This is a genomic window from Micromonospora sp. CA-111912 (genome assembly GCF_050948415.1).
Classification (GTDB): Bacteria; Actinomycetota; Actinomycetes; order Mycobacteriales; family Micromonosporaceae; genus Micromonospora.
Genome location: NZ_CP192007.1, coordinates 2677340 through 2698426 on the forward strand (window position 1 = coordinate 2677340; position 21087 = coordinate 2698426).

The following is a 21087-nucleotide window of genomic DNA, read 5'->3' on the forward strand; positions in this document are numbered from 1 at the left end:
AGCGGAAAGGCCGAGGGCTCGGGCCTGTGCGGCGAAGCCGGTAGGCGCCGGAGCGGCTTGAGCGGTTCCTGCGGTGACGACGAGAGTGAGTAGGGTGGAGGTGAGCGCGGCAACGAGTCGCGCCACGGCGCTTCGCCGGAACGGCACATGCATTGGCAATCCCCTTCATGCGGATCCCCGAAGACCCTCCCCGAGTTGCCACTCACCGTATACGTAACCATTACTCAGGGATGTCTTCCTCGGTGTGATATGGATCTCCCTCGATGCGTTCGGGTGAGTGGCGGAGTCACCGAGCCGACCTGATTCCTCGGGCCGCATGAGGAGCGCCGCTTCGCGGGCATCCCTTCCGCCCTGGCGCGGCAGCCTGCGGTGCCGCTTTGGAAATCGGGCATGCGCGGCATAAGCTACGCGAAGGCCCTAAATGCAACCCATGGGGACAGCGAGGCCAGCTCCCCTACGTCCCGGCGAGGCAACGTTCACACCGGGCTCCTAGTAGACTTGCCAGGTCTGTCCGCCAATTGATGATCAAGGCAGGAAATGGCCTCCACCAACGACCTGAAGAACGGCCTGGTACTCAACCTCGACGGAGAGCTCTGGTCCGTCGTCGAGTTCCAGCACGTCAAGCCCGGTAAGGGTGGCGCATTCGTGCGCACCACCCTGAAAAACGTGCTGTCCGGCAAGGTGGTCGACAAGACCTTCAACGCGGGCACCAAGGTCGTGACCGCGACCGTGGACAAGCGCACCATGCAGTACCTCTACGCCGACGGCGAGGACTACGTCTTCATGGATCTGGAGACGTTCGACCAGATCACCGTCCCCGACGGCACCGTGGGGGATGCGGCAAACTACCTCCTCCCCGAGGCCGAGGCGACCGTCGCCACCCACGAGGGCGTGCCGCTGTACATCGAGCTGCCGACCTCCGTCGTGTTGGAGGTCACCTACACCGAGCCGGGCCTCCAGGGCGACCGCTCCACCGGCGGCAACAAGCCGGCGACCGTCGAGACCGGCGCGACCGTGCCTGTGCCGCTGTTCATCACCACCGGCGAGAAGATCAAGGTCGACACCCGCGACGGCCGTTACCTCGGCCGCGCCTGATGGCCGAGGGCGCCAAGCAGCAGATGCCGGCACGCCGCAAGGCGCGCAAGCGGGCGCTGGACGTGCTCTACGAGGCCGACCTGCGCAACCGGCCTCCGGTGGAGGTGCTCGCCGGCTACCTCGAGCGGATCGAGAAGCCCCACCCGGAGCACCTCGGGTACGCGGTCGGCCTCGTTGAGGGGGTGGCCGCGCACCTGGACCGGATCGACGAGCTGATCGCCAGCTACGCCGAGGGCTGGACGCTGGACCGGATGCCGGTCGTCGACCGCAACCTGGCCCGGATCGCGGTGTACGAGCTGCTCTACGTCGACGAGCTCGACGACCCGGTGGCGATCAGCGAGGCCGTCGAACTGGCCCGGCAGATGTCGACCGACGATTCGCCGCGCTTCCTCAACGGGGTGCTCGGCCGGATCGCCGAGTACGCCACCCGCTGAGCCGGCGGCGTCGCGCACCCGTACGACGACGGAAGGGCCCGTGCCGACCGGCACGGGCCCTTCCGACTGTCGACCTCGATCAGGAGGCGAAGAACGCCCGCGGGTCGGCGACGAGCACGCCGTGCTCGGTGAGGCGCTCGATCAGCCCGGACGGCGAGGCGTCGTAGACGATCGCCAGGGCACGCAGGTCGTCGGCGCGGATGGAGAGCACCCGGCCGTTGTAGTCGCCGCGCTGCTGCTGGATGGCGCGGGCGTACCGGGCGACGTAGGCCAGCTCCTCGGAGGCCTCGTCGTAGAGCCGCTCCAGGTCCAGCACGATCTTGCTGGTGGGCTCGTGACGCACTCCGCTGCCGTCGGGCAGTAGCTCGGAGACGGGCACCCGGTAGAAGTCGGCCAGCTCGGCCAGGCGGGACACCGTGACGGCGCGGTCACCGCGCTCGTACGAGCCGACCACCACGGCCTTCCACCGCCCGTTCGACTTCTCCTCCACCCCCTGCAGGGACAGGCCCTGCTGCTGGCGGATGGAGCGCAGGCGGGCACCCAGCGACTTGGCGTATTCAGAGGGCATTCGGACACTCCCAGTGCTGCTCGGGGTTCTCCCAGCGATCGCTACGGAGCGTGACGGTACGGGGATTGCGACACCTGGTCAAGTGGTCGTGACCCTGCTGTTGGGAGCACAGGGTGAGTTATCCCGATTCGCCACCCTGATCCTGGGGTCAGTGCCGGCGGCGGCGGGGCCCGTGACCGCTGGTAACGTGGCGTGGAGCCCCGGCCCAGGCCGTTCACGGTCCGCCGGAGGTGCCAGACATCCTTTAACGACCCGTCCCGTGAGGCGGGGAAGGAGGTCCGCCGTGGCCTACCCACCGGCTGCCCATCCGTCGCCACCGCGACAACCCTCGGTGAAGGTGATCCTCACCGCAGCGGACGTCTCGCGCGTGGTGGACCGCATCGCCCACCAGATCCTGGAGAAGACCCAGGGCGCCGCCGACACCGTGCTGCTCGGCATCCCCACCCGGGGCGCGCCGCTGGCTAGGCGGCTCGCCGCCCGGATCAGCACCTTCGAGGACGTCGCCGTTCCGGTGGGTGTGCTCGACATCACCCTCTACCGCGACGACCTGCGCCGCAACGCCACCCGCGCCGTCGGACCGACCCAGCTTCCGCCCGGCGGGATCGACGGCAAGCGGGTCGTCCTCGTCGACGACGTGCTGTTCTCCGGCCGCACGGTCCGGGCCGCCCTCGACGCGCTCGGCGACGTCGGCCGTCCCGCCTCGGTGCAGCTCGCCGTCCTGGTCGACCGGGGCCACCGGCAGTTGCCCATCCGCGCCGACTACGTCGGCAAGAACATCCCGACCGCGTTGGCCGAGAGCGTGCGGGTCACCCTCGCCGAGACCGACGGCGCGGACGAGGTCCGGCTGTACGGAGAGGCGCCCCCCTCATGATCCGCCACCTGCTCTCCGGCGCCGACCTGGACGCCGCCACCGCCACCCAGATCCTGGACACCGCTGCCGAGATGGCCACCGTCGCCGGGCGCGAGGTCAAGAAGCTGCCCGCGCTGCGCGGCCGGACCGTGGTGAACCTGTTCTACGAGGACTCCACCCGGACCCGGATCTCCTTCGAGGCGGCGGCGAAGCGACTCAGCGCCGACGTGATCAACTTCTCGGCCAAGGGCTCCAGCGTGACCAAGGGCGAGAGCCTGAAGGACACCGCGCTCACCCTCCAGGCCATGGGGGCCGACGCGGTGGTCGTCCGGCACCCCGCCTCCGGCGCGCCGCACCGGCTGGCCAACTGGGTGGACGGGTCGGTGGTCAACGCCGGCGACGGCACCCACGAGCACCCCACCCAGGCGTTGCTCGACGCGTACACGATGCGTTCCCGGCTGGGCCGGCTCGCCGGCCTGCACGTCGCGGTGGTCGGGGACGTGCTGCACTCCCGGGTGGCCCGCTCCAACGTGCTGCTGCTGTCGACCCTCGGCGCGAAGGTCACCCTGGTCGGCCCGCCCACCCTCATCCCGGTGGACATCGCCGCCGCCCTCGCCCCCGGCACCGACGTCTCCTACGACCTCGACGTCGTTCTCCCCGACGTGGACGTGGTGATGATGCTGCGGGTGCAGCGGGAGCGGATGAACGACTCCTACTTCCCCTCCGCCCGCGAGTACGCCCGCCGCTACGGGCTCGACGGGCCGCGGATGCGTCGGCTGCCCGAGCACGCGATCGTCATGCACCCCGGGCCGATGAACCGGGGCATGGAGATCACGCCCGAGGTCGCCGACTCGCCCCGCTCCACCATCGTCGAACAGGTCGCCAACGGGGTCTCCGTGCGGATGGCCGTCCTCTATCTCCTGCTCGGGGGGAACAAGCTGTGACCGCGTACCTGATCACCAACGTGAGCGTCGTCGGCGCGGCGCCGACCGACCTGCTGATCCGCGACGGTGTCGTCGCCGCCACCGGGGCGGGGCTGCGCGCGCCGGACGCCGCCGTGGTCGACGGCACCGGGCTGGTCGCCCTGCCCGGCCTGGTCGACCTGCACACCCACCTGCGCGAGCCGGGCCGCGAGGACGCCGAGACCGTCGAGTCCGGCTCCCGGGCGGCGGCTCTGGGCGGGTACACGGCGGTCTGCGCGATGGCCAACACCTCCCCGGTCGCCGACACCGCCGGGGTGGTCGAGCAGGTCTGGCGGCTCGGCCGCGAGGCCGGCCTGGTCGACGTGCAGCCGATCGGCGCGGTCACCGTCGGCCTGGCCGGCGAGCGCCTGGCCGAGCTGGGCGCGATGGCCGACTCGGCGGCCCAGGTGCGGATCTTCTCCGACGACGGGCACTGCGTCGCCGACCCGATGCTGATGCGCCGGGCCCTGGAGTACGTCAAGGCGTTCGACGGGATCATCGCCCAGCACGCCGAGGAGCCCAGGCTCACCGAGGGCGCGCAGATGCACGAGGGCGAGGTCTCCACCCGGCTCGGGCTGACCGGCTGGCCGGCGGTCGCCGAGGAGGCGATCATCGCCCGGGACGTGCTGCTCGCCGAGCACGTCGGCAGCCGGCTGCACGTCTGCCACGTCTCCACGGCCGGCAGCGTCGAGGTGCTGCGCCAGGCCAAGGCCCGCGGCGTCCGGGTCACCGCCGAGGTCACCCCGCACCACCTGCTGCTGACGGACTCCAAGGCGGAGACGTACGACCCGGTGTACAAGGTCAACCCGCCGCTGCGTACCGCCACCGACATCGCCGCGCTGCGCGCCGCTCTCGCCGAGGGCGTGATCGACATCATCGCCACCGACCACGCCCCGCACGCCGTGGAGGACAAGGAGTGCGAGTGGGCGTACGCCCGGCCGGGCATGCTCGGGCTGGAGACGGCGCTGTCGATCGCCCTGGACGTGCTCGGCCCGCAGTGGGAGTTGATCGCCGAGCGGATGTCCCGCGCCCCGGCCCGGATCGCCGGGCTCGACTCCCACGGCCTCGACCCGGCCCCCGGCGTCCCGGCCAACCTCACCCTGGTCGACCCGGCCGCCCGGCGGGTCGTCGAGCCCGCCGAGCTGGCCAGCCGCAGTCGCAACACCCCGTACGCCCGCATGACGCTCCCGGGTCGCATCGTGGCGACCTTCCTGCGCGGCGAGCCGACGGTCCTGGACGGAAAGGCTGTTAAATGAGAAGGCGTCCCGCGATTCTCGTCCTTGAGGACGGGCGCACGTTCCACGGCGAGGCGTACGGCAGCGTCGGGGAGACCTTCGGCGAGGCGGTCTTCAACACCGGCATGACCGGCTACCAGGAGACCCTGACCGACCCGTCCTACCACCGGCAGGTCGTGGTGCAGACCGCGCCGCACATCGGCAACACCGGCGTCAACGGCGAGGACGACGAGTCCGGCCGGATCTGGGTCGCCGGGTACGTGGTCCGCGACCCGGCCCGGATCGGCTCGAACTGGCGGGCCACCGGCGGGCTGGAGGACCGGCTCGCCGCCGAGGGCGTGGTCGGCATCGGCGGGGTGGACACCCGGGCGCTGACCCGGCACCTGCGCGAGCGCGGCGCGATGCGGGTCGGCATCTCCAGCGTCGACGACGACCCGCGCGCCCTGCTGGCCCGGGTCCGCCAGGCGCCGCAGATGGTCGGCGCGGACCTGTCCGCCGAGGTGACCACGCCGCAGCCGTACGTGGTCGAGGCCGATGGCGCGCACCGGTTCACCGTGGCCGCCCTGGACCTCGGCATCAAGCGCAACGTGCCGCGCCGGCTCGCCGCGCGCGGGGTCACCACCCACGTGCTGCCCGCCTCGTCGAGCATCGACGACCTGCTCGCCACGGGCGCGGACGCGGTGTTCATCTCGCCCGGTCCGGGCGACCCGGCCACCGCAGACGGCCCCGTCGGGCTCGCCCGGGAGGTGCTGAGCCGGCGGATCCCGCTGTTCGGCATCTGCTTCGGCAGCCAGATCCTCGGCCGGGCGCTGGGCTTCGGCACGTACAAGCTCGGCTACGGCCACCGAGGCATCAACCAGCCGGTGCTCGACCGGGTCACCGGCAAGGTCGAGGTGACCAGCCACAACCACGGCTTCGCGGTCGCCTGGCCGGGCCGCGAACAGGAGCCCGGCGCCGTGCCGACGCCGGGTGCCGTCGTCCCCGACCAGGTGATCGAGACCGAGTTCGGCGGCGTCCAGGTGTCGCACGTCTGCCTCAATGACAACGTGGTCGAGGGGCTGCGGGCGAGGGACGTGCCCGCCTTCACCGTCCAGTACCACCCGGAGGCGGCGGCCGGCCCGCACGACGCGGACTACCTCTTCGACCGCTTCGCCGAGCTCATCGAGGGCCGGACCCACAGCGAGGGGCGCACGAATGCCTAAGCGGACCGATCTCAAACACATCCTGGTGATCGGCTCCGGGCCGATCGTCATCGGGCAGGCCTGCGAGTTCGACTACTCGGGCACCCAGGCGTGCCAGGTGCTGCGCAGCGAGGGGATCCGGGTCAGCCTGGTCAACTCCAACCCGGCGACCATCATGACCGACCCGGAGTTCGCCGACGCCACGTACGTCGAGCCGATCACCCCGGAGTTCGTCGAGCTGGTCATCGCCAAGGAACGCCCCGACGCCCTGCTGGCCACCCTCGGCGGGCAGACCGCGCTGAACACCGCGGTCGCCCTGCACTCCGCGGGCGTGCTGGAGAAGTACGGCGTGGAGCTGATCGGCGCGAACATCGACGCCATCAACCGGGGCGAGGACCGGCAGCTCTTCAAGGACGTCGTGGCGAAGGCCGGTGCCCGGATCGGCATCGCCGACCCGACCGGCCTGGTGCCGCGTTCCCGGGTCTGCCACTCCATGGCCGAGGTCGAGGCCACCGTCGCCGAGCTGGGCCTGCCGGTGGTGATCCGGCCGTCGTTCACCATGGGCGGCCTGGGCTCCGGCATGGCGCACACGGATGCCGACCTGGCACGGATCGCCGGGGCGGGGCTGACCGCCAGCCCGGTGCACGAGGTGCTCATCGAGGAGAGCGTGCTCGGCTGGAAGGAGTACGAGCTCGAACTCATGCGCGACCGCAACGACAACGTGGTGGTGGTCTGCTCGATCGAGAACATCGACCCGATGGGCGTGCACACCGGCGACAGCGTCACCGTGGCCCCGGCCATGACGCTGACCGACCGGGAGTACCAGCGCCTGCGTGACCTGGGCATCGCCGTGCTGCGCGAGGTCGGGGTGGACACCGGCGGCTGCAACATCCAGTTCGCGGTGAACCCGGCCGACGGCCGGATCGTCGTGATCGAGATGAACCCCCGGGTGTCCCGCTCCTCGGCGCTGGCGTCGAAGGCGACCGGCTTCCCGATCGCGAAGATCGCCGCGAAGCTGGCCATCGGCTACACCCTCGACGAGATCCCCAACGACATCACGCACAAGACCCCGGCGGCGTTCGAGCCGACCCTGGACTACGTGGTGGTGAAGATTCCCCGCTTCGCGTTCGAGAAGTTCCCCGGCGCGGACCCGGAGCTGACCACCACCATGAAGTCGGTGGGCGAGGCGATGAGCCTCGGGCGCAACTTCACCGAGGCGCTGAACAAGGCGATGCGCTCGATGGAGACCAAAGCAGGCGGGTTCTGGAGCGTGCCGGATCCGCAGGGGGCGACGAGGGAGGACACCCTCGCCGCGCTGCGCGTCCCGCACGACGGCCGGCTGTACACCGTCGAGCGGGCGCTGCGCCTCGGCGCGTCGATCGCCGAGGTCGCCGCCGCGTCCGGCGGGATTGACCCGTGGTTCCTGGATCAGATCGCGGCGCTGGTGGAGCTTCGGGCGGAGATCGTGGACGCCCCGGTGCTCGACGGCGACCTGCTGCGCCGGGCCAAGCGGGCCGGTCTGTCCGACCGGCAGCTCGCCGCGCTCCGTCCGGAGCTGGCCGCCGAGGACGGGGTACGCACGCTGCGCCATCGCCTCGACATCCGGCCCGTCTACAAGACGGTGGACACCTGCGCCGCCGAGTTCGAGGCGACCACCCCCTACCACTACTCGACCTACGACTCCGAGACCGAGGTCGCGCCGTCGGACCGGCCCAAGGTGCTCATCCTGGGCTCCGGGCCGAACCGGATCGGCCAGGGCATCGAGTTCGACTACTCGTGCGTGCACGCCGTGATGGCGCTCAGGGCGGTCGGCTACGAGACGGTGATGGTCAACTGCAATCCGGAGACCGTCTCCACCGACTACGACACCGCCGACCGGCTCTACTTCGAGCCGCTGACCTTCGAGGACGTCCTGGAGGTCTGGCACGCCGAGGACTCGTCCGGCCGGGCGGCCGGGGGACCGGGCGTGGTCGGGGTGATCGTGCAGCTCGGCGGGCAGACCCCGCTGGGCCTGGCGCAGCGGCTGAAGAACGCGGGCGTGCCGGTCGTGGGCACCTCGCCGGAGTCGATCCACCTGGCCGAGGAGCGCGGCGCGTTCGGGTCGGTGCTGGCCCGGGCCGGGCTGCGCGCCCCCGCGCACGGCATGGCCACCTCGTACGAGGAGGCGAAGGCGATCGCCGAGGAGATCGGCTACCCGGTGCTGGTCCGCCCGTCGTACGTGCTGGGCGGGCGGGGCATGGAGATCGTCTACGACGACCCGACGCTGCGCGACTACATCGGCCGGGCCACCGAGATCTCCCCGGACCGCCCGGTGCTGGTCGACCGGTTCCTCGACGACGCCATCGAGATCGACGTGGACGCGCTGTGCGACGCCGACGGCGAGGTGTACCTCGGCGGGGTGATGGAGCACATCGAGGAGGCCGGCATCCACTCCGGTGACTCGTCCTGCGCGCTGCCGCCGATCACCCTGGCCGGCTCGCACCTGACGGAGGTGCGCCGGTACACCGAGGCGATCGCCCGGGGCGTGGGGGTGCGCGGCCTGCTCAACGTCCAGTACGCGCTCAAGGACGACGTGCTGTACGTGTTGGAGGCGAACCCGCGGGCGTCCCGGACGGTCCCGTTCGTGTCCAAGGCCACGGCGGTGCCGCTGGCCAAGGCGGCGGCCCGGATCGCACTCGGCGCCACCATCGCCGAACTGCGCGCCGAGGGGCTGCTCCCGCCGACCGGCGACGGCGGGGCGATGCCGGCCGACGCGCCGATCGCGGTGAAGGAGGCGGTGCTGCCGTTCAAGCGGTTCCGCACCCCGTCGGGCAAGGGCATCGACTCGCTGCTCGGCCCCGAGATGAAGTCCACCGGCGAGGTGATGGGCATCGACACGAACTTCGGCCACGCCTTCGCCAAGAGCCAGGCCGCCGCGTACGGGTCGCTGCCGACCGCCGGGAGGATCTTCGTCTCGGTGGCCAACCGGGACAAGCGCGGCATGATCTTCCCGATCAAGCGCTTGGCCGACCTGGGCTTCGAGATCGTCGCCACCACCGGCACCGCCGAGGTGCTGCGCCGGCACGGCATCGCCTGCGAGCAGATCCGCAAGCACTACGAGTCCGGCGTGGGCGAGGACGCGGTCTCGATGATCCTCGGCGGCGACGTGGCGCTGGTGGTCAACACCCCGCAGGGCTCCGGGGCGAGCGCCCGCTCCGACGGCTACGAGATCCGCAGCGCCGCCGTGACGGCCGACATCCCCTGCATCACCACCGTCCCGGGCGCGGCGGCGGCGGTGATGGGCATCGAGGCCCACATCCGCGGCGACATGCAGGTCCGCCCCCTCCAGGACCTGCACGCCACCCTCCGAGCCACCCGATGAACCCACCCCGACCCACAACCCCAACCCCCCGCCCGGTCGGCGTTGATCAAGAGGTCCCGGTCGCCCCGGGGCCCGTTCCCGGACGCGAACTTCTTGATCGACGCGGCGGTGCGATCCGGGGGAGGGCGTGGTGATTTTCGAGAAGGTGGTGCGGCCCGGGTTGTTCCGGGTGGGCCGGGGGGATGCCGAGGCGGCGCACGAGTGGACGCTGCGGCGGCTCGCCGCCGTGTCGCGGTCACCCGTGGCGCTGGCCGGGCTGCGGGCCCGGTACGCCGTGCGGGCGCCCCGGACGGTGTTCGGGGTGGAGTTCCCGAACCCCGTGGGGCTGGCCGCCGGGATGGACAAGGACGGTGCGGCGCTGCCGGCGTGGCCGGCGCTGGGCTTCGGCTTCGTCGAGGTCGGCACGGTCACCGCGCACGCCCAGCCGGGCAACCCCCGGCCCCGGCTGTTCCGGCTGCGGGACAGCGAGGCCGTGGTGAACCGGATGGGCTTCAACAACGCCGGCGCGGTGGCGCTGGCGGCCCGGCTGGCCGCGCTGCCCCGCCCGATCGGGGTGCCGCTGGGGATCTCGCTGGGCAAGTCCAAGGTGACCCCGCTGGACGAGGCGGTGCAGGACTACCTCGCCTCCTACCGGGCGCTGCGGGGGCACGGCGACTACTTCGCGGTCAACGTCTCCTCGCCGAACACCCCGGGCCTGCGCGCGTTGCAGGACCGGTCGCACCTGGACGCGCTGCTGGCGGCCCTGGTGGGGGAGAAGCCGGTGCTGGTGAAGATCGCCCCGGACCTGACCGAACCGGCGATCGCCGACCTGCTGGAGGTCTGCCTGGCCCGGGGCGCGGCCGGGGTGATCGCCACCAACACCACCCTGGCCCGCGACGGGCTCGCCCCGGCCGACCGGGCGCGGGGCGCGGAGCAGGGTGGCCTGTCCGGCCGTCCGCTGGCCGCCCGCGCACGGGAGGTGGTCTCCTTCGTCCACCGGGAGACCGGCGGGCGGCTCCCGGTGGTCGGGGTGGGCGGCATCGTCGACCCCGACGACGCAGCCCGGATGTTCGACGCGGGCGCGTCCCTGGTCCAGCTCTACACCGGGTTCATCTATCGGGGCCCGGCCCTGGTCCGGTCGGTGGCCCGCACGGCCGGCAGGGTGACAACACCGGCCGACACCCGGTGAACGGGGACCCGGCGACATCGTCCCCCCGCCCCCTTTGCTCTGCTGCCGTGGGCGCAACGGCTGCCGTCCCGCGGCCGGGCAGCGAGTGTTGCCTCCGTGGCAGCAGCGCAAAGGGGGGCGTGGGGGGCGGGGCCGGTCCGCGCGACACGCCCGCGAGGACACGGAGGAGGGCCCTGTGACCCCCGAGGAGATCCTCGCCGCCGACCGGGAGCACGTGTGGCACCCGTACGCGTCGCTGCCGCCGGCCACGGCGCCGTATGTGGTGGAGAGCGCCCAGGGGGTGCGGCTGCGGCTGGCCGACGGCCGGGAGCTGGTGGACGGGATGTCGTCCTGGTGGGCGGCCATTCACGGCTACCGGCACCCGGTGCTGGACGCGGCCGTCACCGACCAGCTCGGCCGGATGAGCCACGTGATGTTCGGCGGGCTGACCCACGAGCCGGCGGTGCGGCTGGCCGGCACGCTGGTCGAGCTGGCCCCGGAGGGGCTGGAACAGGTTTTCCTGTGCGACTCCGGCTCGGTGAGCGTCGAGGTCGCGGTGAAGATGTGCCTGCAGTACCAGCGGGCCGTCGGGCGGCCGGAGCGGCGCCGGCTGGGCACCTGGCGGGGCGGGTACCACGGCGACACGTTCCACCCGATGAGCGTCTGCGACCCCGAGGGCGGCATGCACCACCTCTGGGGCGACGTGCTGCCCCGGCAGGTGTTCGCGCCCGTGCCGCCGGGCGGCTTCGACACCCCGCCCGACCCGGAGTACGTGGCGGCGCTGGTGGACGCCGTGCGGCGGCACGCCGACGAGCTGGCCGCCGTGATCGTCGAGCCGGTGGTGCAGGGCGCCGGTGGGATGCGCTTCCACCACCCGGAGTACCTGCGGGTGCTGCGCGAGGTGACCCGGGCCCATGGGGTGCTGCTGGTCTTCGACGAGATCGCCACCGGCTTCGGCCGCACCGGGACGATGTTCGCGGCCGAGCATGCCGGGGTGAGTCCCGACGTGCTCTGCGTCGGCAAGGCGCTCACCGGTGGGTACCTGACGCTGGCCGCCGCGCTGTGCACAGCGGAGGTGGCGTGGGGCATCTCCCGCGACGGGGTGCTGGCGCACGGGCCGACGTTCATGGGCAATCCGCTCGCCTGCGCGGTCGCCAACGCCTCCATCGGGCTGCTGCGGGCCGGAGACTGGGCCGCCGAGGTGTCGAGGGTGGGCGCGGGCCTGCGGGCCGGTCTGGAGCCGCTGCGGGGCGTACCGGGGGTGGCCGACGTGCGGGTGCTCGGCGCGATCGGCGTGGTCCAGCTCGACCACGAGGTGGACCTCGCGAAGGCCACCGCCGCCGCGGTGGGGCAGGGGGTCTGGCTGCGGCCGTTCCGCGACCTGGTCTACACCATGCCCCCGTACGTCACCGACGACGCCGACGTCGCCCGGATCGCGGCCGGGATCGCCGCCGCGGTGGCGGTCGGCTGACCCGCGTCGTTGGCCCACCGGTCCGGCTTGGCATGTCCCGGATCGGTCAGCCGCGCCGGTTGCGGCGCGCATCGGGGCGCGGCGGGTGCCGCGCACCGGGGAGAGATCGAGAGAGGGAGAGGTCGGATGGAGAGCTTCGGGGTCCGGTTGCACCGGGCGGTGGCGGAGCGTGGGCCGTTGTGTGTGGGCATCGACCCGCATCCGGGGCTGCTGGCCCGGTGGGGCCTGTCGGACGACGTCAACGGGTTGGAGCGCTTCAGCCGCACCGTGGTGGAGGCGCTCGGCGACCAGGTCGCGGTCGTCAAGCCACAGTCCGCGTTCTTTGAGCGCTTCGGCTCCCGCGGCGTGTCCGTACTGGAGTCAACTATCCGACAGTTGCGGGATTCCGGCTCGCTCGTTCTGCTTGACGTCAAGCGCGGGGACATCGGTTCGACCGTCGCTGCGTACGCCGCCGCGTACCTAGATCCATCCAGCCCGCTGTATGTCGACGCGCTCACGGCGAGCCCCTACCTGGGAGTAGGGTCGCTGGCGCCGATGTTCGAGCTCGCCGCCACGCACGGCGGCGGGGTCTTCGTCCTGGCGCTGACGTCCAACCCGGAGGGGGCCGCGGTGCAGCGCGCCCGCACCGCCGACGGGCGCACCGTCGCACAGACGGTGATCGACGAGATTACGCAGCTCAACCGGGGTGCCGAGCCGCTCGGCAGCTTCGGCTTGGTGGTCGGCGCGACCATCGGTGACACGGGCCACGACCTCTCCGCCGTGCACGGTCCGCTGCTCGCTCCGGGGCTCGGCGCGCAGGGCGCCACGGCGGCCGATCTGCGCACGGTCTTCGGTTCCAGCCTGCCGTCGGTGCTGCCGTCGTACTCCCGCGAGGTGCTGCACGCCGGGCCCGACGTGGCCGCGCTGCGAGCCGCCGCGGACCGGGTCCTGACCGAGTGCCGGGCCGCCCTCGGCGAGGCCTGACTGAGTGAAGGCTCGGTCACTTTGCCGTGGTCGCCGCGCGCCCACGTTGCCGAATGCGCCCGCGAACGCTAGTTTTCCCCGCGCTGGGAACCATGGACCCCTTTGGTTCCCGGCGACTTCACGTTTCACAGCTGCGGCGTGGCGTCCCGCCCGTCGCTATAGGGACCTGAGGAGAACTGGTGCCCCTCCCGTCACTGACCCCCGAGCAGCGCGCAGCCGCGCTCGAAAAGGCTGCGGAGATCCGCAAGGCCCGTGCTGAGCTGAAGGAGCAGCTCAAGCAGGGCAAGACCACCCTCGCCTCCGTCCTCGCGCGGGCCGAGGGCGACGACGTCGTCGGCAAGCTCAAGGTTTCGGCCGTTCTGCAGGCGATGCCGGGTATCGGCAAGATCCGGGCCACCCAGATCATGGAGAAGCTCAAGATCGCCGACAGCCGCCGGCTGCGGGGCCTGGGTGAGCAGCAGCGCAAGGCGCTGCTCGGCGAGTTCGCCGCCAACTGAGCACGACGGGTTCGCCGTCACCTGACCACGGCAGCGTGTAGAAACGAGCCGTGAGAACGGATGACGAGGCGCGCCCGGCGGCTCGGCTCACCGTCCTGGCCGGCCCCTCCGGGGCCGGCGTGGGCAGTGTCGTCGAGCTGTTCCGGGCGCGTTCTCCGTCGGTGTGGACGCCGGTGCCGGCCACCACCCGCCCTCGTCGGGCGGGTGAGCGGGACGGCGTCGACCGGCTGTTCCTCGACCCGGCGGAGTTCGACCGGCTGATCGCCGCCGGTCGGCTGCTGGAGTGGACCCGGGTCGGGCCGCACGCCCGCGGTACCCCGGCCGGGCCGGTCCTCGCGCGGCTCGCCGTCGGCCAGCCGGTGCTGCTCCCGCTCGACCTGCGCGGCGCGCTCGCCGTCCGGGCGGCGCGCCCGGACGCCCGACTGGTCCTGCTCGCCCCACCCGGCTGGCGGCCGGAGCCGGCCGTCGCGGCCGTGGCCGAGCACGTCGTGGCGCACGACCTGACCGGGCGGGCGGTCGACGGGCTGGTAGGCTTGCTCGGTTCTTCTTTCCCGGCTCCGGCTCAACCGCGTCTGCGTGGTTGAGCGACCCACCGCGTCCGCGCGGTAACAGAGACGCAGAGGTTATTTCGTGGGATCCATCGCCAACCCCGAAGGCATCACCAACCCGCCGATCGACGAGCTCCTTGAGAAGACGACGTCGAAGTACGCCCTGGTGATCTTCGCCGCCAAGCGGGCCCGCCAGGTCAACGCCTACTACAGCCAGCTCGGCGAGGGCCTGCTGGAGTACGTCGGCCCCCTGGTGGAGACCACCCCCCAGGAGAAGCCCCTCTCCATCGCGATGCGCGAGATCAACGGGGGCCTGCTGACCGCCGAGCCCACCGACCAGCCGTAGTCCCGCCGCGCGTCGATGTCCGCCGAGATCGTCCTGGGAGTCGGCGGCGGCGTCGCCGCCTACAAGGCGTGTGAGCTGCTGCGGTTGTTCACCGAGTCGGGGCACCGGGTCCGCGTCGTGCCGACCGCGTCGGCGCTCCGCTTCGTCGGGGCGCCGACCTGGGCCGCCCTGTCCGGCCAGCCGGTCGCCGACGACGTCTGGTCCGACGTGCACGAGGTGCCGCACGTCCGGCTCGGGCAACAGGCCGATCTGGTGGTGGTCGCCCCCACCACCGCCGACCTGCTCGCCCGCGCCGCCCATGGCCTCGCCGACGACCTGCTCACCAACACCCTGCTCACGGCCCGCTGCCCGGTGCTGCTCGCCCCGGCGATGCACACCGAGATGTGGGAGAACGCGGCCACCGTGGCCAACGTCGCCACGCTGCGCTCCCGGGGCGTCCGGGTGATCGAGCCCGCCGTCGGCCGGCTCACCGGTGCCGACAGCGGCAAGGGGCGGCTGCCGGACCCGGCCGAGATCTTCGCCGTCGCCCGGCGGGCGCTGGCCCGCGGCGTGGCCGCCCCGGCCGACCTGGCCGGCCGCCACGTGGTGGTGACCGCCGGCGGCACCCGGGAGCCGCTCGACCCGGTCCGGTTCCTGGGCAACCGCTCGTCCGGCAAACAGGGGTACGCCTTCGCCCGCGCTGCGGTCGCCCGCGGCGCCCGGGTCACCCTGGTCTCCGCCAACGTGACGCTCGCCGACCCGGCCGGCGTCGACCTGGTCCGGGTCGGCACCACCGAGGAGTTGCGCGAGGCCACCCTGAAGGCCGCCGCGGGGGCCGACGCGGTGGTGATGGCGGCGGCACCCGCCGACTTCCGGCCCGCCACCTACTCACCGGGCAAAATCAAGAAATCGGACGCCGGGCCACCTACGATCGAACTCGTCACGAACCCGGATATCGCCGCCGAGTTGGGTCGGCGTCGCCGACCGGAACAGGTGCTGGTGGTGTTCGCGGCCGAGACCGGCGACGTGGAGGCCAACGGCCGGGCCAAGCTCGCCCGCAAACGGGCGGACCTCGTCGTCATCAACGAGGTCGGCGCGGACAAGGTCTTCGACGCCGAGACCAACGCGGCGACCGTCATCGGTGCGGACGGCGCGGTGCACACCCTGCCCGAACAGTCCAAGGAGGACCTCGCCGACGGCGTCTGGGACCTCGTGGTGGCGCGGTTGGCCGGGGTGTCCGCATGGTGAGGGCGACCTGACCGATCGAGTGCTGTGCGAGTGTGGACGACTACACTCCACGGAACGACTTTTCACATACTCTAGGAGTGCCGTGACACGCCGCCTCTTCACGTCCGAATCGGTCACGGAAGGCCACCCGGACAAGATCGCCGACCAGATCAGCGACGGCATTCTCGACGCACTGCTCACCCAGGATGCGCACAGTCGGGTGGCCGTCGAGACCCTGATCACCACCGGCCAGGTGCACGTGGCCGGCGAGGTGACGACCAAGGCATACGCCGACATCCCCACGATCGTCCGGGAGACGATCCTCGAGATCGGCTACGACTCCTCGAAGAAGGGCTTCGACGGGGCCTCCTGCGGCGTCAGCGTGTCCATCGGGGCCCAGTCCCCGGACATCGCGCAGGGCGTGGACAACGCGATGGAGCTGCGCACCGGCTCGTCGGAGAGCGCGCTGGACGCCCAGGGCGCCGGCGACCAGGGCATGATGTTCGGCTTCGCCTGCTCGGAGACGCCCGAGCTGATGCCGCTGCCGATCGCCCTGGCGCACCGGCTGGCCCGCCGGCTGACCGCGGTGCGCAAGGACGGCACGATCCCGTACCTGCGGCCGGACGGCAAGACCCAGGTCACCATCGAGTACGAGGGGCTGCGCCCGGTCCGGCTCAACACGGTCGTCGTGTCCAGCCAGCACGCGGCCGACATCTCGCTGGACTCCCTGCTCACCCCGGACGTGCGCGACCACGTCATCGCCCCGGAGCTGGACAGCCTCGGCCTCGACACCGACGGCTACCGGCTGCTGGTCAACCCGACCGGGCGGTTCGAGATCGGCGGCCCGATGGGTGACGCCGGCCTGACCGGTCGGAAGATCATCGTCGACACGTACGGCGGGTACGCCCGGCACGGTGGCGGCGCGTTCTCCGGCAAGGACCCGTCCAAGGTGGACCGCTCGGCGGCGTACGCGATGCGCTGGGTGGCCAAGAACGTGGTGGCCGCCGGCCTCGCCGAGCGCTGTGAGGCGCAGGTCGCGTACGCGATCGGCAAGGCCCACCCGGTGAGCCTGTTCATCGAGACGTTCGGCACCGAGACGGTGGCGGTCGCCGCGATCGAGAAGGCCGTGTCCGAGGTCTTCGACCTGCGCCCGGCCGCCATCATCCGGGACCTGAACCTGCTCCGCCCGATCTACCGGCAGACCGCGGCGTACGGCCACTTCGGCCGGGAACTGCCCGACCTGACCTGGGAGAGCACCGACCGGGCCGCCGACCTCAAGTCGGCCGCGGGAGCCTGACCGGCACCAGGCGCAGCGACCGGCGACCCGCGGACGGGTCGCCGGTCGCTCGTGTCTGCGTGGACGTCCCGCTGGCCCACCTCGACCGCCCCTTCGACTACCTGGTTCCCGCCGAGCTGGACGAGGCCGCGGTTCCCGGGACGCGGGTGAAGGTGCGCTTCGCCGGCCAGCTCGTCGACGGCTGGCTGCTCGAGCGGGCCGACGACTCCGGGCACACCGGCAAGCTCGCGTACCTGGAGAAGGTCGTCTCGCCGGAGCCCGTGCTGGCCCCCGAGGTCGCCGGGTTGGCCCGGGCCGTGGCCGACCGGTACGCCGGCAGCCTCGCCGACGTGCTCCGGCTGGCCGTGCCGCCCCGGCACGCCCGGGTGGAGAAGGAGCCGCACACCCCGCCCGAGCCCCCGGCCCCGCTGGCCTTCCCCGAGGCGGACGGCTGGCGGGCGTACCCGGCCGGGCCGGCGTTCCTGCGCGCCCTGACCGAGGGCCGGCCCGTTCGCGCGGTCTGGTCCGCCCTGCCCGGGGAGGACTGGCCCGCCCGGTACGCCGAGGCGGTCGCCGCCACCGTGGCCGGCGGCCGGGGCGCCGTCGTCGTGGTTCCCGACGCCAGGGACCTCGACCGCCTCGACGCGGCGCTGACCGTCGCACTGGGTGACGGCCGGCACGTCACCCTGGCCGCCGCCGCGGGCCCGGCCCGGCGCTACCGCGCGTTCCTGGCGGCCCGGCGCGGGGACGTACCCGTCGTGATCGGCACCCGGGCGGCCATGTTCGCCCCGGTGGCCCGGCTCGGCCTGGTCGCCATCATCGACGACGGCGACGACCTGCACGCCGAGCCGCGCGCGCCCTACCCGCACGCCCGCGAGGTGCTGCTCACCCGCGCCCAGCTCGCCGACGCGGCGGCCCTGGTCGGCGGGTACGCGCGCAGCGCCGAGGCGCAACTGCTGGTGGAGACCAGCTGGGCCCGGGAGGTGGTCGCCGACCGGGCCACCGTGCGGGCGCGTATCCCCGCCGTCGCGCCGACCGGCGACGACCCGCAACTGGCCCGCGACCCCGGCGCGGCCACCGCCCGGCTGCCCAGCCTGGCCTGGACCGCCGCCCGCCACGCGGTCCGCGCCGACGCGCCGGTGCTGGTCCAGGTGCCCCGCCGCGGCTACCTGCCCTCGATCTCCTGCGCCGAGTGCCGGACCCCGGCCCGCTGCCCGCACTGCGCCGGGCCGCTCGCCCTGCCGTCGGCCGACGGCCCGCCCACCTGCCGCTGGTGCGGCCGGATCGCCGCCGCATATGCCTGCCCGGAGTGTGGGGGGCGGCGGCTGCGGGCCTCCGTCACCGGCGCCCGGCGCACCGCCGAGGAGCTGGGCCGGGCCTTCCCCGGCGTGCCGGTACGCACCTCCGGTCGGGAGGAGGTGCTCACCACCGTGCCCGGCGGAGCCGGCCTGGTGGTGGCCACCCCCGGTGCCGAGCCGGTCGCCGAGGGCGGCTACGGCGCGGTCCTGCTGCTCGACTCGTGGGCCCTGCTCACCCGGGCCGACCTGCGGGCCGGCGAGGAGGCGCTGCGCCGCTGGCTGGCCGCCGCCGCGCTGGCCCGCCCCGCCGGGGCCGGCGGCCGGGTGGTGGTGGTCGCCGACGGCGCCCTCGCCCCGGTGCAGGCGCTGCTGCGCTGGGACGCCGCCTGGTTCGCCGCCCGGGAACTGGCCGAGCGCCGCGAGCTGGGCTTCCCCCCGGCGGTGCGGATGGCCAGCGTCACCGGCTCGGCCGACGCGGTGGCCGACCTGCTGGCCGAGGCCCGGCTGCCCGAGGAGGCCGAGCTGCTCGGTCCGGTTCCCGCCGACGGCGACCGGGAGCGGATGCTGGTCCGGGTGCCCCGGGCCCGGGCGGCGGCCCTGGCCGGGGCGCTGCACTCGGCCGCCGGGGTCCGCGCCGCCCGCAAGGCGGCCGACCCGGTGCGTCTCCAGGTCGACCCGCTGACCATGTTCTGAGTGAGCGCGGCCGGCACGGCTCGCGCCCCGCCCACGGCCGACGGCCGGTTCCGAGCGCCGTCACGGTCCGTGCTGGTGCCTGCGTGATAGCATCGCCCGTCATGCCTGGGCGCACGGATCGCGCGACGATGGCGGAAGCGCGTCGGTAGGACGCCATGTCGATGATGTCAATCAGCCGGTGATCAGGGGTGGACCAGTCGTGACCGTTCGTCAATCGATCGTCTTCAACGGTGACCTCGGCAGCGGCAAGAGCACCGTCTCCGTCGAGATCGCCAAGCGGCTGGAGTTGCGCCGGGTGAGCGTCGGCGACCTCTACCGCCAGATGGCGCAGGAGCGGGACATGACCGCGCTCCAGCTCAACCTGCACGCCGAGCTGGACCAGGCCGTCGACGGCTACGTCGACCAGCTCCAGCAGGACATCGCCGCCTCCGGCGAGAGCCTGGTGATGGACTCCCGGCTGGCCTGGCACTTCTTCACCGACGCGCTCAAGGTGCACATGATCACCGAGCCGACCGAGGCCGCCCGTCGGGTGCTGGCCCGCCCCTCCGGCCCGGCCGAGAGCTACGCCTCCCTGGAGGAGGCGAAGGCCAAGCTGCGCGAGCGCAGCGAGAGCGAGCGGGGCCGGTTCGTCGTCCGCTACGGCGTCGACAAGGCCCGGCTGCGCAACTACGACCTGATCTGCGACTCCACCCGGGCCAACCCGGAGCAGGTGATCAACCACATCATCGACGTGTACGAGGGCCGGATCGGTGCCGACGTGCTCCGCGACGCCCCCCCGCTGCTGCTGCTCGACCCGGCCCGGGTCTACCCGACGGAGGACATCGGCACGCTGCGCGGGCTGTGGGACGCCGGGTTCGTCGGTGAGGTCGCCGACGGCGGCGACGAGGCGCTGGAGCCGCTGACCATCGGCTTCACCGGGGAGTACTTCTTCGTCGTCGACGGCCACCGCCGGCTCAGCGCCGCCCTGCAGAACGGGTTCCCGCTGGTCCCCGCGCGGCTGGTCGCCGAGGTGGAGGAGCCGGTGGTCGGCGGGATGAGCGCGGTGGACTACTTCACCGCCCAGGTCCGCCCCGGCATCGTGTACGACTGGGAGGCGGCCCACAAGATCCAGCTCCCGCTTCCGGAGCACTGCCTGCGCGCCGGGGAGACCGTGCTCGCGGGCGACCCGGCCCCGGGTGCCTGAGGGCCGGTCCCACGAGCCGGCTCCCGGGGCCGGCGCGGGCCGGCGTGCGAGCGCCGGGCCCGGCTGACCCCGCGCGGCTACGCAACCCCCCAGTCACCCTGCGCGACGAGTCCCTGGCCGCCGATCGCGGTACGCCGGCCGGCGTCACCGAGCGCACTCCGTAGACTGGTACGGCACGACCGTCGTCCGACCGAAGGAGCACCCCCGAGTGACCGTCCAGCCCATCCGTCTGTTCGGGGACCCGGTGCTGCGCACACCGGCCGATCCGGTGGTCGACTTCGACGCCGAGCTGCGCAAGCTCGTCGCCGACCTGACCGACACGATGCGTGAGCAGAACGGCGCCGGCCTGGCCGCGCCGCAGCTCGGCGTGGGCCTGCGGGTGTTCGCCTTCGACGTCGACGACGTGCTCGGCCACCTGGTCAACCCGGTGCTGGAGTTTCCCGACGCCGAGGAGCAGGACGGGCCGGAGGGCTGCCTGTCCATCCCCGGGCTCTACTTCGACACCAAGCGCCGGCAGAACGTGATCGCCAAGGGCTTCAACGGCTACGGCGACCCGGTGCAGTTCGTCGGCACCGGCCTGATGGCCCGCTGCGTCCAGCACGAGACCGACCACCTCGACGGCGTGCTCTTCGTCGACCGGCTGGACCCGGACGGCCGCAAGGAGGCGATGAAGGCGATCCGCCAGGCGGACTGGTACGACGCGACCACCCCGCCGACGGTCAAGCTCAACCCGCACGCCGTCGGCAGCCCCTTCGGTCTGGGCCGGTGACGCC

General features: G+C 72.9%; 19 protein-coding genes. 18 read left to right on the forward strand and 1 reads right to left on the reverse strand.

The annotated features are described in order from the left end of the window. Positions 1 to 537: 537 nt before the first annotated feature. Both efp and nusB read left to right on the forward strand, forming a co-directional pair. On the forward strand, positions 538 to 1095 hold the full coding sequence (gene efp, locus ACQPZO_RS11235) for an elongation factor P (protein WP_396673856.1): 558 nt from the start codon (positions 538 to 540) through the stop codon (positions 1093 to 1095). 23 nt (positions 1096 to 1118) lie between these two features. After that, the gene (gene nusB / locus ACQPZO_RS11240) at positions 1119 to 1529 is read left to right on the forward strand and encodes a transcription antitermination factor NusB (RefSeq protein WP_396674064.1); all 411 of its coding nucleotides are present in this window, start codon (positions 1119 to 1121) and stop codon (positions 1527 to 1529) included. Positions 1530 to 1608: 79 nt separating this feature from the next. Here the strand turns inward: nusB and bldD are convergent, their stop codons facing one another. Then, entirely contained in the window at positions 1609 to 2097 is a 489-nt protein-coding gene (gene bldD / locus ACQPZO_RS11245) for a transcriptional regulator BldD (RefSeq protein ID WP_091436620.1), read from the reverse strand. A gap of 283 nt (positions 2098 to 2380) precedes the next feature. Here bldD and pyrR point away from each other — a divergent pair, with 283 nt between their 5' ends. The 16 genes from pyrR to def all read left to right on the forward strand — a co-directional run bounded on the left by pyrR (position 2381) and on the right by def (position 21083). Further along, positions 2381 to 2968 (forward strand): bifunctional pyr operon transcriptional regulator/uracil phosphoribosyltransferase PyrR, encoded by a 588-nt coding sequence (gene pyrR, locus ACQPZO_RS11250; protein WP_433349487.1) that lies wholly within the window; start codon positions 2381 to 2383, stop codon positions 2966 to 2968. Then, positions 2965 to 3891: an aspartate carbamoyltransferase catalytic subunit gene (locus ACQPZO_RS11255; protein ID WP_433349489.1), complete on the forward strand. Its 927-nt coding sequence runs from the start codon at positions 2965 to 2967 to the stop codon at positions 3889 to 3891. Before pyrR ends, ACQPZO_RS11255 begins: the two co-directional genes overlap by 4 nt. Further along, positions 3888 to 5165: a dihydroorotase gene (locus tag ACQPZO_RS11260; protein WP_433349491.1), complete on the forward strand. Its 1278-nt coding sequence runs from the start codon at positions 3888 to 3890 to the stop codon at positions 5163 to 5165. Before ACQPZO_RS11255 ends, ACQPZO_RS11260 begins: the two co-directional genes overlap by 4 nt. After that, positions 5162 to 6346, forward strand: a complete 1185-nt coding sequence (gene carA, locus ACQPZO_RS11265) for a glutamine-hydrolyzing carbamoyl-phosphate synthase small subunit (protein WP_405110874.1) — start codon at positions 5162 to 5164, stop codon at positions 6344 to 6346. Before ACQPZO_RS11260 ends, carA begins: the two co-directional genes overlap by 4 nt. Further along, positions 6339 to 9686, forward strand: coding sequence for a carbamoyl-phosphate synthase large subunit (gene carB, locus ACQPZO_RS11270; protein ID WP_433349493.1), 3348 nt, complete (start codon positions 6339 to 6341; stop codon positions 9684 to 9686). The genes carA and carB overlap by 8 nt, the downstream gene beginning before the upstream one ends. A 130-nt stretch (positions 9687 to 9816) precedes the next feature. Next, the gene (locus tag ACQPZO_RS11275; protein WP_433349495.1) at positions 9817 to 10854 is read left to right on the forward strand and encodes a quinone-dependent dihydroorotate dehydrogenase; all 1038 of its coding nucleotides are present in this window, start codon (positions 9817 to 9819) and stop codon (positions 10852 to 10854) included. A gap of 175 nt (positions 10855 to 11029) precedes the next feature. Next, on the forward strand, positions 11030 to 12304 hold the full coding sequence (locus tag ACQPZO_RS11280; RefSeq protein ID WP_433349497.1) for an adenosylmethionine--8-amino-7-oxononanoate transaminase: 1275 nt from the start codon (positions 11030 to 11032) through the stop codon (positions 12302 to 12304). Between the two features lie 126 nt (positions 12305 to 12430). Continuing rightward, entirely contained in the window at positions 12431 to 13267 is an 837-nt protein-coding gene (gene pyrF / locus ACQPZO_RS11285; protein ID WP_433349498.1) for an orotidine-5'-phosphate decarboxylase, read from the forward strand. Between the two features lie 179 nt (positions 13268 to 13446). After that, on the forward strand, positions 13447 to 13764 hold the full coding sequence (mihF, locus tag ACQPZO_RS11290) for an integration host factor, actinobacterial type (RefSeq protein WP_161691465.1): 318 nt from the start codon (positions 13447 to 13449) through the stop codon (positions 13762 to 13764). Positions 13765 to 13814: 50 nt separating this feature from the next. Then, complete coding sequence (locus ACQPZO_RS11295; protein ID WP_433349500.1) at positions 13815 to 14348, forward strand: guanylate kinase; 534 nt, start codon at positions 13815 to 13817, stop codon at positions 14346 to 14348. A gap of 46 nt (positions 14349 to 14394) precedes the next feature. Next, positions 14395 to 14658, forward strand: a complete 264-nt coding sequence (gene rpoZ / locus ACQPZO_RS11300; protein WP_074318577.1) for a DNA-directed RNA polymerase subunit omega — start codon at positions 14395 to 14397, stop codon at positions 14656 to 14658. A gap of 15 nt (positions 14659 to 14673) precedes the next feature. Next, positions 14674 to 15885: a bifunctional phosphopantothenoylcysteine decarboxylase/phosphopantothenate--cysteine ligase CoaBC gene (gene coaBC, locus ACQPZO_RS11305; protein WP_433349502.1), complete on the forward strand. Its 1212-nt coding sequence runs from the start codon at positions 14674 to 14676 to the stop codon at positions 15883 to 15885. A gap of 82 nt (positions 15886 to 15967) precedes the next feature. Then, entirely contained in the window at positions 15968 to 17161 is a 1194-nt protein-coding gene (metK, locus tag ACQPZO_RS11310) for a methionine adenosyltransferase (RefSeq protein WP_433349504.1), read from the forward strand. A 59-nt stretch (positions 17162 to 17220) separates the two neighbouring features. Beyond that, on the forward strand, positions 17221 to 19131 hold the full coding sequence (locus ACQPZO_RS11315) for a primosomal protein N' (RefSeq protein WP_433349506.1): 1911 nt from the start codon (positions 17221 to 17223) through the stop codon (positions 19129 to 19131). Between the two features lie 199 nt (positions 19132 to 19330). After that, entirely contained in the window at positions 19331 to 20314 is a 984-nt protein-coding gene (locus tag ACQPZO_RS11320) for an AAA family ATPase (RefSeq protein WP_433349508.1), read from the forward strand. A gap of 208 nt (positions 20315 to 20522) precedes the next feature. Next, the gene (gene def / locus ACQPZO_RS11325) at positions 20523 to 21083 is read left to right on the forward strand and encodes a peptide deformylase (RefSeq protein ID WP_433349510.1); all 561 of its coding nucleotides are present in this window, start codon (positions 20523 to 20525) and stop codon (positions 21081 to 21083) included. Positions 21084 to 21087 lie beyond the last annotated feature (4 nt).

Excerpts from the sequence above, each read along its gene's own strand:
- bldD (WP_091436620.1), bottom strand. The coding sequence starts at position 2,097 with ATGCCCTCTGAATACGCCAAGTCGCTGGGTGCCCGCCTGCGCTCCATC.
- carA (WP_405110874.1), top strand. The coding sequence starts at position 5,162 with ATGAGAAGGCGTCCCGCGATTCTCGTCCTTGAGGACGGGCGCACGTTC.
- coaBC (WP_433349502.1), top strand. The coding sequence starts at position 14,674 with ATGTCCGCCGAGATCGTCCTGGGAGTCGGCGGCGGCGTCGCCGCCTAC.
- ACQPZO_RS11255 (WP_433349489.1), top strand. The coding sequence starts at position 2,965 with ATGATCCGCCACCTGCTCTCCGGCGCCGACCTGGACGCCGCCACCGCC.
- nusB (WP_396674064.1), top strand. The coding sequence starts at position 1,119 with ATGCCGGCACGCCGCAAGGCGCGCAAGCGGGCGCTGGACGTGCTCTAC.
- carB (WP_433349493.1), top strand. The coding sequence starts at position 6,339 with ATGCCTAAGCGGACCGATCTCAAACACATCCTGGTGATCGGCTCCGGG.
- efp (WP_396673856.1), top strand. The coding sequence starts at position 538 with ATGGCCTCCACCAACGACCTGAAGAACGGCCTGGTACTCAACCTCGAC.
- pyrF (WP_433349498.1), top strand. The coding sequence starts at position 12,431 with ATGGAGAGCTTCGGGGTCCGGTTGCACCGGGCGGTGGCGGAGCGTGGG.